The organism is Microbulbifer maximicatervae (SeqCode), assembly GCF_052467615.1.
This window is the reverse complement of the sequence record NZ_CP174319.1, coordinates 4976397-4994222: the sequence shown is the minus strand read 5'-3', so window position 1 is coordinate 4994222 and position 17826 is coordinate 4976397. Positions and strand designations below refer to the sequence as shown.

Here is a 17826-nt window from a genome sequence, read left to right as displayed (position 1 = left end):
TATAGTTATTGCTTTCCGGCCCTGCTGGGCCCAAGATTCGCGCCCGCCAATATCAACAGAAAGGCGCCATGAAAAAGCAACAAGTAAAAGACTGGACTTGCGAAGATTCGGCCGAGCTCTACGGCATCCGCAATTGGGGCGCCGGATATTTCGATTTGAACGAAAATGGTGAAGTTTCACTGCAAGTCGACGGCCCCAACGGGGTAACACACAGTGTTTCGCTGATGGACATTGCCCGAGGCGCCACCGAGCGCGGCCTGGGTATGCCCCTGCTATTGCGTATTGAGAATTTACTCGAAGCGCAGATCGCCCGGATTAACGAATCCTTTGCTCGCGCTATCGACGATTGCGGCTACGGCAATGTTTTTCGCGGCGTGTTCCCCATTAAGGTGAACCAGCAGTGTCAGGTCATTGAAGAAATTGCCAATGCCGGCCGCCGCTTTAACCACGGCCTGGAGGCGGGCAGTAAAGCAGAACTTATCGCTGCCCTGTCCATTCTGGATAACACCGAATCCCTGATCGTTTGCAACGGCTATAAGGACGAGGAATTTATTAACCTCGGACTGCAGGCCCAACGCCTGGGCGTACAGGTTTTCTTCGTCGTGGAAACGCCCTCGGAAGTGGAGACCATTATCCGCTGCGCCGAGCGCGAGCAGGTGCGCCCAAATATCGGCGCACGGGTAAAACTCGCCTCCAAGGTGGGCGGCTACTGGAATGCGACCAGTGGCGACCGCAGTATTTTCGGTCTGGGCAGTAACGACCTGATCGCCATGGTCGATCAACTGCGCAACCACGATATGCTCGACTGTCTCAAGTTGTTGCACTATCACCTGGGCTCGCAGGTACCGAATATCCGCGACATCCGCACCGGAGTTTTGGAAGCCTGCCGCTACTACGCCGATCTGGTGGAAGAAGGCGCACCCATGGGCTACCTGGATCTGGGCGGTGGCCTGGCGGTGGATTACGATGGCAGCAAGACCAATTACACCCACTCAAAGAATTACTCCCTGGACGAGTACTGTGTCGATGTAGTGGAAGCCATTATGGGCACCCTCGATAGCGAGGGAGTCGAACATCCGGTGATTATCACCGAATCCGGCCGCGCCACTGTAGCCTACTCCTCTGTACTGCTATTCGATATTCTCGACACTACCCGTTTCGAGCCGGTGGAACTGGAGCACACCAAGATCAGCGAAGGCGACCACCAGATGCTGCTCAACCTGCAGGACGCAGTGCGCAGTATCACCCCCAAAAACCTGCAAGAGAGTTACAACGACGCACTCTACTACCGCGATGAAGTGCGCTCTCTGTATCTGCACGGCCAGGTGAGCCTGCGCGAACGCGCCAATGCGGAAAACCTGTTCCTGCAGAGCGCCCAGGATATTCGCAAATTACTCGATGAGGCCGAAGAGATTCCCGCAGACCTGCAAGCCCTGCCGGAGGTACTGTCGGATATCTACTACGCCAATGTGAGCGTATTCCAATCGGTACCGGACATCTGGGCTATCGATCAGGTATTCCCACTGCTGCCGATCCACCGCCTGGACGAAGCTCCGACGCGCTCCGCCATCATCGCCGACATCACCTGTGACTGTGATGGTAAGATCGACCGCTTTATTGGCCGGGAAAAAGAGCAGAAAACCCTGCCTTTACACGAGCTAAAGGATGGCGAGGACTATATTCTCGGCACTTTCTTAATTGGCGCCTACCAGGAAACCCTGGGTGACCTGCACAACCTGTTTGGGGACACCAATGTCGTGAGTGTGCGCATCCAGGAAGACGGCAGCATAGACTTCAGCCACGAGATTCACGGTGACAGTATTTCTGACGTGTTAAGCTACGTGGAATACCAGCCCAAGGCGCTGTTTGAGCGCTTCCGCCGCCTGGCAGAACGCGCCGTCAAGCAAGGGTTGATTACCGCTGCCCAACGCAAACAGATTTTGCAAACCTATACCGCCAGCATGAGCGGTTACACCTACTTTGAAAAATAAATTTTAAAAATGAGGCGCCAACGCCTTTGAGATTATAGCGGTAACATTAGCCGCAGATTTAAGGAGATCTTTATGGCCAACGTACTGATCATCGGCGCCGGCGGTGTCGGCCAGGTGGTTGCGCACAAGTGCGCACAGGTTGCTGAGGTATTTGAAAATATCACCCTGGCAAGCCGCACCAAAAGCAAGTGCGACAAGATTGCCGCTATGCTGCCGCGCAAAATCGACACCGCTGAAGTAGATGCGGACAATGTGCCTGAATTGGTAAAGCTGATCGAAAAAGTGAAGCCGGACCTGGTCATCAATGTGGCCCTGCCCTACCAGGATCTGCACATTATGGATGCCTGCCTGGAAACCGGCGTGCACTACCTGGATACTGCCAATTACGAGCCGCCGGAAGAGGCCAAGTTCGAGTACAAGTGGCAGTGGGCCTACCAGGAGAAATTTGAGAAAGCCGGCCTGATGGCACTGCTGGGCAGCGGCTTCGATCCCGGCGTCACCAGCGTATTTACCGCCTACGCCAAGAAGCACCACTTCGATCGTATCCACACCCTGGATATCCTCGACTGTAATGCCGGCGACCACGGCCTGCCGTTCGCCACCAACTTCAACCCGGAAATTAATATCCGCGAGATCACCGCCAACGGTCGCTACTGGGAAAATGGCCAGTGGGTTACCACCAAGCCGATGGAAGAGAAACGCGTATTCAACTTCCCCGAAGGCATTGGCGATAAGGATATCTACCTGCTCTACCACGAAGAGCTGGAATCCCTGTCCAAGCACTTCCCGGAAATTGAGCGCGCGCGTTTCTGGATGACCTTTGGCGAGAGCTACCTGAAACACCTGGAAGTTCTGCAAAACGTCGGAATGACCGGCATTGAGCCGGTGGAATTCCAGGGCCAGCAAATTGTACCTATCCAGTTCCTTAAAGAGCTGCTGCCAGACCCCGCCAGCCTCGGCCCGCTGACCAAGGGCAAGACCTGCATCGGCAACATTATCCGTGGCACCAAAGACGGCGAAGAGAAAATCTACTACGTCTACAACACCTGCGACCACCAGGACTGCTACCAGGAAGTTCAATCCCAGGCGATCTCCTACACCACCGGTGTCCCGGCCATGATCGGTGCCAAGATGATGCTGGAAGGCAAGTGGATGAAGCCCGGCGTTTGGAATATGGAGCAGATGGATCCAGATCCCTTTATGGATGACCTGAACAAGTACGGCCTGCCCTGGCAGGAAACCTGGTTGGATAAGCCCTTCCAGTAAATCGCTTCTTTCCCGACCTAGCGGGGCGGACTCCAGTGCCCGCCCCGCCGCACCAGGATATAACGCACCATGGACCTCACTCCCCCCGTTGACTATTTCGGCAGCTTCGATCCCTACCGCGTTCCCTCTCCCTGTTTTGTGATCGATGAAATTGCCCTGCGCAATAATTTGGCATTGCTCGCCGATGTACAGGAACGCAGCGGTGCCAAGGTACTGGCAGCGCTCAAGGCCTTTTCCATGTTCAGCACCGGGCCCATCGTGGCTGAATATCTATCCGGGACCTGTGCCAGTGGCCTGCACGAAGCCAAACTGGGGTTCGAAGAGTACGGCGGTCGCGACAAAGGCAAGGAAGTTCATGTCTTCAGTGCCGCTTACAAGGATGAGGAACTGCGGGAAATACTGCAATTTGCCCACCATGTAATTTTCAATTCCTTCTCCCAGTGGAAGCGTTTTCGGGAGTTGTGCCTGGATATGCAACAGCAGCGGCCAGAGCTGCGTTTTGGCCTGCGTATCAACCCTGAGCATTCCGAGGGCCACACCGATCTCTACGACCCCTGCGCCCCTTGTTCGCGCCTGGGCATCGTGCGCTCGCTGTTTGAAGGAGAGTCCCTCGAGGGCATCAGCGGCCTGCACTTCCACACGTTATGTGAACAGGATTTCAAACCTCTGCAGCGCACAATCGCTGCCGTGGAGGAGAAGTTTGGCGATCTGATACCACAAATGGAGTGGATTAATTTCGGCGGCGGCCACCATATTACTCGCCGGGATTACCAGGTGGATGAGCTGGTCGAAGCGGTGCGCAGCTTTTCCGACAAGCACAATGTACAGGTCTACCTGGAACCCGGTGAGGCCATCTCCCTGTTCGCAGGAGTCCTTGTGGCTGAGGTAGTGGATATCGCCTGGAATGGTGAAAACCAAGCCATCCTGGACGCCTCTGCCACCTGCCATATGCCCGATGTGCTGGAAATGCCCTACCGACCGGAAATTACCGGTGCCGCTCGCCCCGGTGACTTACCCCACACCTATCGCCTGGGCGGACAGAGTTGCCTGGCCGGCGACAGCATCGGCGAATACAGCTTCAGTCAACCACTGCGGATTGGCGAGCGACTGGTATTCGAGGAAATGGCCTACTACACCATGGTGAAAACCAATACTTTTAACGGTATCCCCCTACCGGCTATCGCCCTGTGGAATTCGGATACCGACGACCTGAAGATGATCAAAACTTTCGGCTACGAAGATTTTAAGGAACGCCTCTCCTAAACAGTGCCGATAGAGATAGGTGCGGCAGGCAATGAGTTATTGCCTCCGCCAGAGGACCAGTAGATGTTGTCAGAAAACGAATACCCTATTTTTCTCGGCTCCGAAATCGAGCAGCCGAAACCGGAAGACGCCCTCTTTCACATTATCCCCATCCCCTATGAGGAAACCGTCTCCTACGGTGGCGGCACCGGCAAGGGCCCGGCCTCCATCCTGGAAGCATCCTGGCAACTGGAAACTTTTGATAACTTCTCCAACCCCTGTGACCTGGGCATCTATACCCGCTCGCCGGTCTCGGTTTCCGGCCCTGCAGAACAGGTGATGGAGAATATCGCCGCCGCCACCAAAGAAGTGTTGGCGCTTGGCAAGATGCCGGTGGGTATCGGCGGTGAGCATTCGGTGACCTGGGGTATTATCAAAGGGCTACTGGACGCCGGTGAAACCGATTTTGGCGTAGTGCAGATCGATGCCCACGCCGACCTTCGCGATCGCTATGAGGGCCACAAACACAGCCACGCCAGCGTGATGCGTCTAGTGGTAGAAGCCGGTGTCCCCCTGTTCCAGCTGGGTATCCGCGCCTATTGCGAAGAGGAAGTTCAAGCCCGCAAGGACCACAACGTGGGCTATCTGGATGCCCACCAACTGGTGCCCAACAACGTGCAGGAATTCCAGTTACCGGAGAATTTCCCCAAGAAAGTCTTCTTTACACTGGATGTGGACGGTATGGACCCATCGGTCTTCCCTTCCACCGGCACCCCGGTACCCGGTGGTCTCGGCTGGTACCAGACCCTCAACTTGTTCGAATCCGTTGCGCGACAAAGAGAGATTATCGGCTTCGATCTGCTCGAATTTGCACCGATCGAGGGCTTTCACGCCTATGATTTTGCCGCCGCACAGCTGATGTATAAGCTGATGGGAATCATCCAGCGCAACCGCTGACCACTGATCCAGCCTCTGGCACTTTGACAATTCTTAACCAATTAACCTGTCTTTAATGTCAGGATAAGGGTTAGTATGTCAAATGTGAGTAATCACTTCGCTGGAGAGACTGTGAATAAACTGAATGTCGTAATTGGCGCCAGTGCGTTCCTGGCGCTGGCCGCTTTTGCCTTTAGCCCACCGGCCGATGCGCGCGGTTATGAGCGCGGGGGAGATCATCGCCACCACCACCGTGGCGGTGTTTATCGCGGACCACGTGTTTCGATCGGATTTGTTGCGCCCGTACTACCCGTTGGCCATGTGCGTGTCGCAGTTGGTGGACGTCCTTTTTACTACCATGGCGGGCACTTCTACCGCCACGGTCCCCGTGGTTACGTCGTTGTCGCTGCCCCTCTGGGCGCCTCGGTAGTCACCCTGCCAACTAGTGCTGTCAGAGTCCATGTAGGCGGAATTACTTATTACCAGTACGCCGATGCCTACTATCAGTGGCACCCGGCTACCCGAACTTATGTCGTAGTAGCACCACCTGCAGTGGCTGTAGCTCCAGCACCCGTGGCCGTTGTTCCGGCGCCTGCGCCGGCTGTCGCCGTTCCTGTTGCAACGGCAGCAGCTCCCGCTACTGTGCCAGCAACCCCGAACCCGGGCCCTGAGGGTTTCCAGCCCGGACAAGTGGTGGAAACCCTACCCAATGGCTACGCCGCTGAAATTATCAATGGCATCCAGTACTACCGCTATGGCGGCAATTACTTTATGCCGACCCAGCGCGATGGCCAGGAAGTCTACGTAGTCGTCAAGCTGTAAGCGCGGCTTCGCTTTCCAGCCCGTGAAAGCGGGCAAACTGCCCCAGAGCCCGGTGGTATCTCGCCTCCAGCGAGACACCGGGTTTCTTGTCCCAGTGCAGGGCCTCTACCCGCAATACACCCGCATCCCGATCAGCCTTCAAATCCACCTGCCCCACGAATTGATCGCCGTATAAAATCGGCAGGCAAAAATAGCCATAGCGGCGCTTGGCCGCCGGTACATAGCATTCCAATTGATATTCAAAATCAAACAGCCGGCGCAGGCGTTTGCGCTGCAATATCACTGGGTCGAATGGGGATAACAGGCGCACTTTGCGCGATGGTCGTACCGGCTCCCAGTCCAGATGCTCGGTGAGCATCAGCTCTTTCCCCCACTGAGTGAGCTCACCGGTTGCCAACATGCGCTTAATTGCCAGCTGGATAAGGGGTTTGTCGTCCCTGCGCAGGTAAGCAATTTCCTCCGCTCGGCCAATCCCCTGGCACCCCAGAAAAGTGCGCACCAGATGGCTACCATGCTCAATTTCCGAGGCGGCATTGGTCGAGATTTTTGCTGGCAGTATCCGCTCCGGGAGATCGAAGACTTTTTGAAAGCCCTCCCGGTGGCTGACCATCAGCTCACCTTCATGAAACAACTGCTCCAGGGCTTTCTTTTCATCAGACCACTCCCACCATCCACTCTTGGTGCGCACAAAATCACTGGCCCGCAGGGCACCCTCCTCTCGCACACGATCGAGAACATAGCGACACAGCTTGGCATTCTTTTCAAACCAGTGGCGCTGACCGGCGCGGATACGATCCATACGCACCCGCGCATAGGGGTAGTGGGCCATTGGCAGGTAGGCAGCGGCGTGGGACCAGTACTCGAAAATTTCGCGGCGCTCTTCAGCTTTAGCCAGGTGTGACTCGCGGTAACGGGGCAGGCGATTGTAGAGCTGGTGGTGATGGGCCCGGGTAATTCGCTGGATAGCATCCAACTGTAGGGCGCCAAGATGTTGCAACAACCCCGGCAATCCTTCAGTCCAGGAGCTGTGGATAAATTGGCGTTGCAGCACCAGTGCGCGGATCTTTTGTTCGGATAACAAGAGGTGGCTCCCCTAGGCTCGGATATTCGACAGCCGCGAACCTAGCAGAAAGGCTTATTCGCCCTGGTAGTATTCCGGCGCCAGATTATCGAAGCGAGTGTATTTGCCTACAAACGCTGCGCGGCAGGTGCCAATCTCACCGTTACGCTGCTTGCCGATAATCAACTCGGCCATCCCTTTATCCGGGCTGTCCTCGTTATAGTATTCATCGCGGTAGATAAACAGGATCACGTCAGCATCCTGCTCGATCGCCCCGGATTCCCGCAGGTCCGAGTTCATCGGCCGTTTGTTGGGGCGCTGTTCTACTCCCCGGTTGAGCTGCGACAGGGCAATCACCGGGCATTCGTATTCTTTCGCCAGCGCCTTGAGAGAGCGGGAGATCTCGGAGATCTCCTGGGTGCGGCCCTCAGTAGACCCCTTCACCTGCATCAGCTGCAAATAGTCCACCATAATCATGGCGGGCATACTCTTCGCCTCGGCGTCTTCGCGGCTTAACTTGGGGTTCTCGCGCATCAATTTGTTGATGTGATCGCGCACTGTGCGCTTGGTACGCGCGCGCACCTCGCTGGGACTCAGTGCCGGCGTATCGTCGATATACAGGGACTTGCCCTTCATCTTCTGCACGGCGCTGGATAGCTTGGGCCAATCCTCTTCCTGCAGCTTGCCGTTCCTGATGCGCCCCTGGTCGATACGACCAATAGAGGACAACATCCGCATCACCAGGCTGTCCGAGGGCATCTCCATACTGAAGACCAGAGTCGGGCTCTCCTGGCAGAGCATGGCGCTCTCGATAAAATTCAATGCCAGTGCGGTCTTACCCATGGAGGGACGTGCGGCGAGAATAACCAGTTCGCCCGGCTGCCAGCCGGAGGTGCGCTGGTCCAGTTCGGTCAGACCGGTGCTGATACCGGTGATATCACCCTCGGTCTTGAACAGCTCATCGATACGCTCGACGGTCTTTTTCAGCAGGGTATCCACGCCGACAAAGCCGCCCTCTTTGGCGCGCCCCTCGGCGATTTCCGCCACGCGGCGCTCAGCCATCTGCAGCAGGTCGGCGGAGGCAAGGCCACCGGGATTAAAACTGGTGCGGCTGATCTCACCGGCGGCGGCGATCAACTGGCGCAGCATGGAGCGCTCACGCACGATCTTAGCGTAGGCGACGATATTCGCTGCGGAGGGAGTGTTTTCGGCCAATTCCGCCAGGTAGGCAGGGCCACCCACTTCACCGAGCAGGTCGCGGCTGGCGAGGCCTTCGGCGAGGGTAACGATATCCAGGGGCTGTTCGCCATTACTCAGCTCGCCCATAACCGCAAAGATCTTGCGGTGACTGGCGCTGAAGAAATCCTCTTCACTCAGCTGTTCGGCAACGGCATCAATACGGCCCGGGTCCAGCATCAGGCCGCCGAGCACAGACTGCTCCGCCTCTACCGAATGCGGCAGGGGTGAACTCTCTTCGCTGTGGATCTCTTCTTCAGGGGCGGCGTATTCGTCGATCATGGAACTTTACTGGATAGTAAAAACAAAACAGGCGCTGGACCCGATAGGGTGCAGCGCCCGATTGTAGCGCGGCTGGCGCCCGAAGCACCAACCGTTCGTCAGCAAAACCTTACTCGGCTTCGATAACGACTTTAACTGCAGCAATTACGTCGGAGTGCAGCTGTACGTCTACGTCGTACTCGCCCACTTCGCGCAGCGCGCCTTCCGGCAGCTTAACTTCAGCTTTAGCTACTTCAACGCCACCAGCAGAGATCGCTTCAGCGATATCGCGAGTGCCGATAGAACCGAACAGCTTGCCTTCGTCGCCAGCGTTAGCAGCGATGGTAACAACCAGATCGGCCAGCTTGGTAGCGCGGCTCTCAGCTTCAGCCAGCTTAGCGGCAGCAGCGGCTTCCAGTTCAGCGCGCTTAGCTTCGAACTCAGCAATGTTTGCGGCGGTAGCAGCAATTGCCTTACCAGTCGGCAGCAGGAAATTGCGGCCAAAACCGGCTTTAACATCAACGCGGTCACCCACGTTGCCCAGTTTGCCTACTTTATCGAGCAGAATAACTTCCATCTCGGTTTCCTCAATTTCTGTATTGTGCGGGCGCGCTTATTTGGAAGAGCGTCCGCGAATATCTATCCAGCTATCTACCAGGGCCAGGCCGCAGAGGAAGCCTGCCAGGGGCAGCCCTCCAATCACCAGCATGATGTACATCGCCACCAGGGGACCTACCCCCCAACCGCGACTGGCAACCAGCCAGTGGACCAGGGCAATACCAGCTACCACCATCGGGAACGCAATCACCGCTCCCCAAAATGCGTAGCCTGGGGTTACCAAGCTGACTACCCACAACAACATACTTGTCGCTGACAGCCACAGGGGCAGGCGCAGCTGGTGGAACTCCTGGCGGAAACCGCCGGGGTTGTACAGCAGGGCCTGCCAGTAACGCCCCAGTACCAGAGCCAATGTGGCGCTCATCGCCGATATCAGGCCCAGGTAACCGGTAATTTGCAATTCACCCGAAAATATCTGCTTCAGTTCATCCATTGGAACAGTATTGGGCTGTTCCGCTGCATTCTCGACTGCCTGCAAGAACCCTTGCATCAGTCCTCCACTGAAGAGAGAGGTCAGCAATATGCCTGCTGCTGATGCCGCCGTTACAGCCACCAGGCCAGCGGCCCAGGAGCGACTGCTGCGCAATGCCATGGCGCCGCAAAAAACTGCAACAAAATGGCCTGCGGATATACCAGTCACCAGTGGTGGTACATGACCACTCATACCCATAACGACAATCGGCAACAGAGCCCAGGCCAAAACCATCAGGCCGTCACTGCTGCCTCGGCGCAAACTCACCAGAGCGAGAATTGCCGGGCTTATCAGCGGAATCCCCAACATGGTGAGGATTACCGCCCTGACGCGTCCGCGCATAATAAATTCAGCTACGGCGCGCATATCTAGATAGCTTCTCTATTAATGAGTCTAAGCAAACTGCGGCTTAGGCTTCGTGGCTGTCCGTGTACGGCAGCAGGGCCAGGTAGCGAGCGCGCTTGACCGCAGAGGCCAGCTGACGCTGATACTTGGCTTTGGTACCGGTAATACGGCTTGGAACAATTTTGCCAGTCTCGGAGATGTAGGCTTTCAGGGTATCGAGATCTTTGTAGTCGATACGCTTAACACCTTCAGCGGTGAAACGGCAGAACTTGCGACGACGGAAAAAACGTGCCATCTGATAATCCCCTTACTCTTCGCTTTCAGCGTTATCGGAAGAAGCTTCTGCAGCGTCGGAAGAAGCTTTCTCTTCTCCGGCGCGCTCGCGACGCTCGGTGCGCTCTGCACGGGCAGCTTTGCGCTCACGGCTTTCTTTTTCCGCTTTCATGATCGGGCTCTCTTCAGTGATCGCCTCGTCTTCACGAATTACCAGATTACGGATAACCGCATCGTTGTAACGGAAGTTGGTAGTCAGTTCCTCAAGGGCTTCTTCAGAACATTCTACGTTCATCAGAATGTAGTGAGCCTTGTGGATCTTGTTGATCGGGTAAGCCAGACGGCGACGGCCCCAGTCTTCCAGACGGTGAACCTGTCCACCGCTCTCCTTGATGGACGCAGTGTAGCGCTCCACCATGCCAGGTACCTGCTCGCTCTGGTCCGGGTGAACCAGGAATACAATTTCGTAATGACGCATTTTAGCTCCTTACGGGTTAATCAGCCTCTCGGACAGTCCGATGAGGCAAGGAGTACAACGGGCACGGATAAACCGGGCCCATTGCGGGCGGCGTATTCTAGGCAGTTGTGGGATTGGTTGCAAGTTGATCAATTACTTCAGCCCAATGCCTTCGCTATCCCGGTTGCAAGTTAACCAGTTGCATCAGGCCCTGTGCCTTCGCCCACCCGGTTGCAAGCTGATCAATTACCTCAAGCAAGTGCATTCGCATTCCAAGTTAGAGGTTGATCAAAATGACTACCCTGCCACTCGCCTTGTTTCTGGGATTTGGCGGATTGGGACACAGCACTGCTCGGTCTGGTCATGGGTTTGGCAAGCTGGCTTCGCCTATGATGCCGGACTGTTAAAGGGAGAAGTACCATGCCCCAACAAACCCACCAATTAGAATTTGGCGCCTTCCAGGTACCAGTAACCACAGTACACAACGGCGAAGGCCCCCTAGTATTGGTGCTTCCCGCGATGGGCGTACCGGCCAACCGCTACCGCCTGCTCTTGGAAGAACTGCAAAAGCTCGGTTACAACACCGCCATCAGCGAATTGCCCGGCACCGGGGAGAGCCTGCCGCGCCCCCACCGAAATGCCGACTACGGCTACAACGATCTGGTGTTTTCGTTTATCCCGCAGTTAATCCAACTGCTGGAACAGCAATTCCCCCAGGGGCCAGCGCTGATTCTCGGCCACAGTATCGGCGGTCAAACCAGCACCCTGGCAGCCCGCGCCGGCCTCACTGGTAACGCCAAGGTTGTCAGCATCGCCTCCGGCCATGTGGACCACCGCAGCTGGAGTGGCCTGCACAAGTACGCCATCCTGCTCTTCGCCTCAATTGCCAGTGTGACCTCAAGCCTGCTGGGTTATTTCCCCGGTGCGCGCATGGGATTCGGCTGGCGCGAAGCGCGCAGACTGATGAAAGACTGGGCCCGATCCATATTTAGTGGCCGCTTTGCTCCAGAGGATCGCTTTGGGCAAATGGAAAAGACAAGCCAGCCCACCCTGCATATTGCGCTGGACGGCGACCCCTTCGCCCCTATTCAGGCCGCCCGTAAATTAGCGGCGATCGTCGGCGGCGAAACCCGGGAGATGAAACCCACTTATCCCAAGGGCAACCCTCACCTCAGCTGGATCAAGAATCCCGCCCCCGTAGTTGAGGCGGTACAGCAGTGGCTACATAAAGATCCTGCTCTCAACTGATTTTTCTTTTTCTGTCTTTCCTGTATGGCTAAGAAAGCAATTCACAGCTTTCTTAGCCATGTATTAATAAAAACTGCCCGCTCCACCTCCCTCCCACATCGCAGCCAACAATCTTATTTGTCTTTCCGGTTTTCACGGTTCAGTTCCGATTGTGGCCAGTGAACCAATCTCTTGAGCGGTAAATTCACCACTGAAACGACATCGCTAAAGTAGGTTATCCCCATGAACAACAGCCCATTCAATACCTTCACCCAATTGCATCGTGCCGCAGCCCCATTGATCCTGCTAAATGCGTGGGATGCTGCCAGCGCTTTAATCTGCCAAAACACAGGCGCCCAAGCGGTAGGCACCAGCAGTGCCGCCGTCGCCTGGTCACTGGGTTATGCCGATGGCGGTGCCCTGCCAGTTGAGGAACACCTAAACGCTATCGCGCGGATTGCCCGGGTGACCTCATTACCTCTGAGTGTGGATATTGAAGATGGATATTCCCAAAACCCCAAACAGGTAGCTGAGCTGGCCTGTAAAATGGTCGCGCTGGGAGTTGCAGGCATCAATATTGAAGATGGTAACGACACCCCCGAATGTCTCGGCGAAAAGATCAGCGCTATTCGCCAAGCACTTAACGGCCGCCCGCTTTTAATTAATGCTCGTACCGATGTTTATCTCAATGCACTCGCCAGCGGTGATAAAGCGGTAAATATGTGTATAGAGAGGCTAGAGCTTTATAAGAGTGCCGGTGCTGACTGCGGCTTTGTGCCTGGGCTCTCTTCAATTGAGGAGGCAAGGAGTTTGGCAACGGGTATCAACCTGCCAATCAATATTATGCTGCTTCCGGGAATTGCTCCTATATCGGAGTTTTTTGCCGCAGGCATAAAGCGCTTTAGTACTGGGCCAGCTTTATTCCAGTCAGTCTACGGCCATTTAAACGAATCATTAAAACAGCTGGCAGAGGTTAAAAGTGACACTAATTTGTTTAGTAAGGCGTTGGACTACGGCACACTGAACTCTGCATTTACTTAAAGGATGTGGAAAGAAGTTTTATGTCCGGGTATTTCTATACCCGGATTGTAAGGACTTGCAGTAACCCCGTGGATCAAAGTTTCGAAAGAACTAAATAAATCTCCGCTCACCAACCTAATATGGGAACACCGCAAGTTTAAATATTAAGCAATTCTCTAAATCTTAAATTGTGGAAAATTAGCTGTAGATATTTATACGACCCAACTGATGAGTTTAAAGAAACCATTACATCTATTAGGTAAGAGCCAGTTACCATTATTTATTTCGATTGCCAACCTGCCCACTTAGCAACATCTACCAGGACAACAAATGGTACTACTATCAGCCACCCACAAATACTTTTCATTCTCAGAAATATGTTATTTTCCTAGTATCATTCTATGCCTCTGATATAAGTGCCATGACAATTTAACTTTTAGAGCAGTGTCAAATTGCTGCTTTTGATCTCAGCAAATATTAATAAGAAAGCCCTAAGGGGCTCCGAATAACTAAGCGATTCGAGAATCCAATTAACAATAAAAGTCATGGTAGATACTTTCATCACCATCCAGAGGTTATTTGGAAAGCTTTATAGAGGCCAGATTTGTTATAATCTCTAGATTGCACGGCCAGTGAAGATCATCCCTAGCACGCGCAGAATAGATCAACTATTAGCCGTTGCGCTGACGCACGGCCTCAAACAAGCAAACACCTGTGGCAACAGAAACATTTAAGCTACTTACCTCTCCCGCCATAGGAATTTTGATCAGATGATCGCAATGTTCCCTAGTCAGACGCCGCAAGCCGCTGCCCTCGGCCCCCATGACTAGTGCCAAGGGGCCGGTTAATTGGCTTTGGTATACATCCTGTTTCGCCTCACCGGCTGCACCATAAATCCACACTCCCGCCTGCTGCAGCTGCTGTAACGCGCGAGCCAGGTTAGTCACGGTGACAAAGGGCAATACTTCGGCAGCGCCGCAGGCCACTTTGCGGGCTGTTGGCGTCAGCCCGGCAGATTTATCTTTCGGCGCAATCACCGCATGTACTCCGGCAGCCTCTGCCGAGCGCAGGCAGGCACCCAGGTTGTGGGGATCAGTCACTCCATCCAGCACTAATAAGAAAGGTGCTTCCCCGCGCTGATCCAGTTTTTTCAGCAGGTCGAACAGGAATTTCTCATCGTGGACTTTTGTTTTGCCAGAACAGATGGCAACGACACCCTGGTGATTAGCGCCATCCTCTACTTTCTCATCCAGCGCTCGCCGGTCGATAAAGCGCACGGCAATATCATTTTTTTCCGCCTGCTGGATTATTTTTTGCTGGCGCTGATCCTTGCGGCCACGCAGTAACAGAAGCTCCGATACATTCTGCGGAGAACCTTTTAGGAGGGCCTGCACCGCGTGCAGGCCATAGATAACTTCCTGACTCAATTTATTCCTCGATCACTTTTTCTTTTTACTGCTAGAAGAAATCTTTTTCTTCTTTTTTAGTTTACCCGAACGGGTTTTGGCGTTTTCAGCCTTTTGCGCGGCTTTACGGGCAGCCACTGCAGGCCGCTTTCCGCCCTTGCGTGTCGGGGTACGCTTTTTAATCTTGCGTTTGGGCTGGGCATCTTCACCTTGCCTGCCTTCACCTCGCCTATTGAGCGGCTCTTTTTCCGGTTTTGCTACAGGGGCTTCAACACTGGCCTCCACTGGCACAGCCTCATCTGATCCCACCTTGCGCTTGCGGAAAGGCGAGGACTTGGCTGTGGTCTCGGTATGCTTGGCCCAGGGGTTAGCACTGGTATTGCTGGGTTTTTCTTTTTTATCGCGGCCCCGGCGCTCGCGTTCCAACTGATGTTCTACTGCCATTTCCATAGCGCGGGCACTCACCCGCGTACTCTCTTTCTTTTTCTTCGACTCACGCTTTGCGCGTGGGACCAGTTCATTCAAGGTGAAATCCACCTTGCGCTCTTCGAGATCCACCCGTGCAACCTGCACGGTGACAGAGTCACCCAAATGATAACGCTTGCCACTGCGCTCCCCGATAAGACGCTGGTGCGCCTGCTCAAAGCGATAATAGTCTTTGGGCAGGGCAGTGACATGTATCAGGCCCTCCACGTAGAGTTCATCCAACTCCACAAATAATCCAAAGCCGGTTACCGCACTGATAACACCGGAATAGGTCTCGCCCACATGGTCTTGCAGATATTCACACTTAAGCCAGCTGAGCACATCCCGGGTCGCATCGTCGGCGCGCCGCTCGGTCAGCGAACACTGTTCCCCAAGTTGCAACATGGCCGGCATGTCGTAGGGTAAAATCTGCTCTCGAGCAATCGGTTTGGCACCGGGCACAGAGTGAACTTTTTTTGCCACCGCAGCTTGGTTGGCGCTGCCGTTGCGTATCAACCAGCGCAGCGCCCGGTGCAGGAGCAAATCCGGATAGCGGCGAATCGGGGAGGTGAAATGGGCATAGGCCGGGTAATCCAAACCGAAGTGTCCTCGATTCTCCGGCTGGTAAACCGCCTGGTTCATAGAGCGCAGCAGCATCACCTGAATAATATGCGCATCTGCACGGCCCTCGATCTGCTCCATCAGGTCCTGGAAGTCTTTGGGCTGGGGCTCACCACCACTGGGAAGGCGCAATCCCAATTCACCCAGGTATTCGCGCAAATTACTGAGTTTTTCCTCTTTGGGCGCATCGTGTACCCGGTAGAGTGCGGGCAGTTCCGATAGCTCCATCAGACTCGCCGCGCTGACATTGGCCGCGAGCATACACTCTTCGATCAGCTTGTGAGCATCGTTGCGCACCACCGGAATAATCCGCTCAATTTTTCGTTGGGCGTCAAATATTATCCGGGTCTCGGTCGTCTCAAAATCAATAGCACCCCGGCGCTCCCGCGCTTGGCGCAACGCCAGGTAGAGGTCGTGGAGATTGTCCAGGTGTGGGGTGAGGGTCGCAAATTGCTTGCGGGCACCACTGTCGCGGTTATCCCGCTCATCGAGTATTTGCCCTACCTGGGTATAAGTCAGGCGCGCGTGGCTGCGCATAACCGCCTCAAAGAAACGATAATCCTGAATTTCACCGCTTCGGTTGATGTGCATTTCGCACACCATACACAACCGATCGACATCGGGGTTCAGGGAGCAAAGGCCGTTGGACAATTTCTCCGGCAGCATGGGTACAACGAAATCCGGAAAATAAACCGAGTTTCCACGGCCGTGCGCTTCCTCATCCAACGCACTACCCGGACGTACATAGTGGGAAACATCGGCAATGGCTACCAGCAATTTCCAATTGCCATCGGGTAAAAGTTCGCAGTAGACCGCATCATCAAAATCCCGCGCGTCTTCACCATCGATAGTAACCAATGGTAACTGGCGAAGATCCACCCGGGATTTCTTGTGGTCCTCAAGCACTTCATCGGCAATTTCATTGACCTCGGCCGTCAGTGCACTGGGCCAGGTGTGGGGAATTCCGTAATTGCGAATCGCAACGTCAATCTCCATACCCGGGGCAAGGTGGTCACCGAGAACTTCGCTAACCTCACCTTGCGGCACTTTATCCCGGCCCGGTTGGGTAACAATTTTTACTACGACATACTGGCCGTGATCGGTTCCGGCGGTATCCTCAGAGGCCACCATAATATCCAGGTTAATACGAGGATTGTCCGGGCGCACAAAACAAATACCGTTTTCCCGATACAGGCGCCCAGCCAGCTGCTCGGTATTGTGCTTGATCACCCGAACAACAGCGCCCTCGCGTTTACCGCGAAAACCTCCGGGGGTTTCCCGAACTAATACCTCGTCACCATCAAAAACTTTACGCATCTGTCGATGGGATAAAAATAGATCGGTGCCGCCATCACTGGGGATAACAAAACCAAAACCATCCCGGTGCCCCATAACCCGGCCGCGTATCAGGCTCATTTTATCCAGTACACCAAAATCACCGGCGCGGTTGCTGGCAATCTGCCCATCCCGGGACATGGCGATCAAACGGCGCCTGACTCCTTCGCGGCGATCCTCGTCGGCCAATTCGAGTAAATCAGCCACCGTTTCCCAGGGTACAGGCTCCGCTTGTTTTTCCAGAATTTGCAGCAAGTACTCCCGACTGGGCACGGGCTTTTCGTATTTCTCTGCCTCGCGCTGGGCATGAGGGTCAGCATTGAAAGGGTCTGAGGTATTTTTTTGAGTCAAAACAGCATCCGTTGTTGGGCAGTTGCCAGGGTTGGCAACCTCCGGAGATTATCCGGCCATAAAGAAAGGCGGCGTTGGTGGTGGATTCCTGGTCAATAATTCGCCGCTATTGCACGCATTATAAGCGATTTCGCCAATTTTCCCGACCTAAGAAAAAAATGATGAAAAAAGCGCAACGCAGCCGTTGACACAAGGGGGGCAGATCTCTATAGTTCGCGTCCTCAACGGAGCACACGTTGATTTGCCCAGGTGGCGGAATTGGTAGACGCGCTAGCTTCAGGTGCTAGTGACCTAACGGTCGTGGAGGTTCAAGTCCTCTCCTGGGCACCAATTCCAAAAAGGCTGACTCGAAAGAGTCGGCCTTTTTTCGTTTGGGTGATTTAATTTTCCAGCCCTCGCTTTTAACTCTTTCCTTTTCAAAT

The 17826-nt window shown here is 54.7% G+C and carries 15 protein-coding genes and 1 tRNA gene; 8 read left to right on the top strand and 8 right to left on the bottom strand.

What is annotated here, in order from left to right; translation table 11 throughout:
- Positions 1-68 precede the first annotated feature (68 nt).
- The 5 genes from speA to ACJJIM_RS21940 all read left to right on the top strand — a co-directional run bounded on the left by speA (position 69) and on the right by ACJJIM_RS21940 (position 6257).
- Positions 69-1991, top strand: coding sequence for a biosynthetic arginine decarboxylase (speA, locus tag ACJJIM_RS21960; protein ID WP_413664140.1), 1923 nt, complete (start codon positions 69-71; stop codon positions 1989-1991).
- Between the two features lie 72 nt (positions 1992-2063).
- Entirely contained in the window at positions 2064-3257 is a 1194-nt protein-coding gene (locus tag ACJJIM_RS21955) for a saccharopine dehydrogenase family protein (RefSeq protein WP_444906588.1), read from the top strand.
- 69 nt (positions 3258-3326) lie between these two features.
- Positions 3327-4520, top strand: a complete 1194-nt coding sequence (gene nspC / locus ACJJIM_RS21950; protein WP_108731493.1) for a carboxynorspermidine decarboxylase — start codon at positions 3327-3329, stop codon at positions 4518-4520.
- Positions 4521-4583: 63 nt separating this feature from the next.
- Positions 4584-5456 (top strand): agmatinase, encoded by an 873-nt coding sequence (gene speB, locus ACJJIM_RS21945; protein ID WP_413664138.1) that lies wholly within the window; start codon positions 4584-4586, stop codon positions 5454-5456.
- 111 nt (positions 5457-5567) lie between these two features.
- Positions 5568-6257: a DUF6515 family protein gene (locus ACJJIM_RS21940; protein WP_444895406.1), complete on the top strand. Its 690-nt coding sequence runs from the start codon at positions 5568-5570 to the stop codon at positions 6255-6257.
- On the opposite strand, the gene ACJJIM_RS21935 is transcribed toward ACJJIM_RS21940, so the two are convergent.
- The 6 genes from ACJJIM_RS21935 to rpsF all read right to left on the bottom strand — a co-directional run bounded on the left by ACJJIM_RS21935 (position 6247) and on the right by rpsF (position 11000).
- A complete protein-coding gene (locus ACJJIM_RS21935) occupies positions 6247-7338 on the bottom strand; it encodes a winged helix-turn-helix domain-containing protein (protein WP_444911969.1) in 1092 nt (363 codons plus the stop codon). The genes ACJJIM_RS21940 and ACJJIM_RS21935 overlap by 11 nt on opposite strands.
- Positions 7339-7392: 54 nt before the next feature.
- Positions 7393-8835 carry a replicative DNA helicase gene (gene dnaB / locus ACJJIM_RS21930; protein WP_282930237.1) on the bottom strand — a complete coding sequence of 481 codons (1443 nt, stop codon included), beginning with the start codon at positions 8833-8835 and terminating at the stop codon, positions 7393-7395.
- Between the two features lie 109 nt (positions 8836-8944).
- Positions 8945-9391: a 50S ribosomal protein L9 gene (gene rplI, locus ACJJIM_RS21925; RefSeq protein WP_282930238.1), complete on the bottom strand. Its 447-nt coding sequence runs from the start codon at positions 9389-9391 to the stop codon at positions 8945-8947.
- Between the two features lie 36 nt (positions 9392-9427).
- On the bottom strand, positions 9428-10270 hold the full coding sequence (locus tag ACJJIM_RS21920) for a hypothetical protein (protein WP_413664135.1): 843 nt from the start codon (positions 10268-10270) through the stop codon (positions 9428-9430).
- 43 nt (positions 10271-10313) lie between these two features.
- Positions 10314-10544, bottom strand: coding sequence for a 30S ribosomal protein S18 (gene rpsR, locus ACJJIM_RS21915; protein WP_108731487.1), 231 nt, complete (start codon positions 10542-10544; stop codon positions 10314-10316).
- A gap of 12 nt (positions 10545-10556) precedes the next feature.
- Positions 10557-11000: a 30S ribosomal protein S6 gene (rpsF, locus tag ACJJIM_RS21910; protein WP_282930240.1), complete on the bottom strand. Its 444-nt coding sequence runs from the start codon at positions 10998-11000 to the stop codon at positions 10557-10559.
- Between the two features lie 399 nt (positions 11001-11399).
- On the opposite strand from rpsF, the gene ACJJIM_RS21905 reads away from it, so the two are divergent.
- Positions 11400-12227 (top strand): alpha/beta fold hydrolase, encoded by an 828-nt coding sequence (locus ACJJIM_RS21905; RefSeq protein ID WP_444895409.1) that lies wholly within the window; start codon positions 11400-11402, stop codon positions 12225-12227.
- A gap of 222 nt (positions 12228-12449) precedes the next feature.
- The gene (locus tag ACJJIM_RS21900) at positions 12450-13247 is read left to right on the top strand and encodes an isocitrate lyase/PEP mutase family protein (protein WP_444911968.1); all 798 of its coding nucleotides are present in this window, start codon (positions 12450-12452) and stop codon (positions 13245-13247) included.
- A gap of 650 nt (positions 13248-13897) precedes the next feature.
- Here ACJJIM_RS21900 and rlmB read toward each other — a convergent pair.
- Positions 13898-14653, bottom strand: a complete 756-nt coding sequence (gene rlmB, locus ACJJIM_RS21895) for a 23S rRNA (guanosine(2251)-2'-O)-methyltransferase RlmB (RefSeq protein WP_444911967.1) — start codon at positions 14651-14653, stop codon at positions 13898-13900.
- Between the two features lie 12 nt (positions 14654-14665).
- Positions 14666-17404, bottom strand: a complete 2739-nt coding sequence (rnr, locus tag ACJJIM_RS21890) for a ribonuclease R (protein WP_444911966.1) — start codon at positions 17402-17404, stop codon at positions 14666-14668.
- A gap of 243 nt (positions 17405-17647) precedes the next feature.
- Between rnr and ACJJIM_RS21885 the strand changes: the two genes are divergently transcribed.
- Positions 17648-17734: transfer RNA gene (locus ACJJIM_RS21885), tRNA-Leu, on the top strand.
- Positions 17735-17826: the final 92 nt, after the last annotated feature.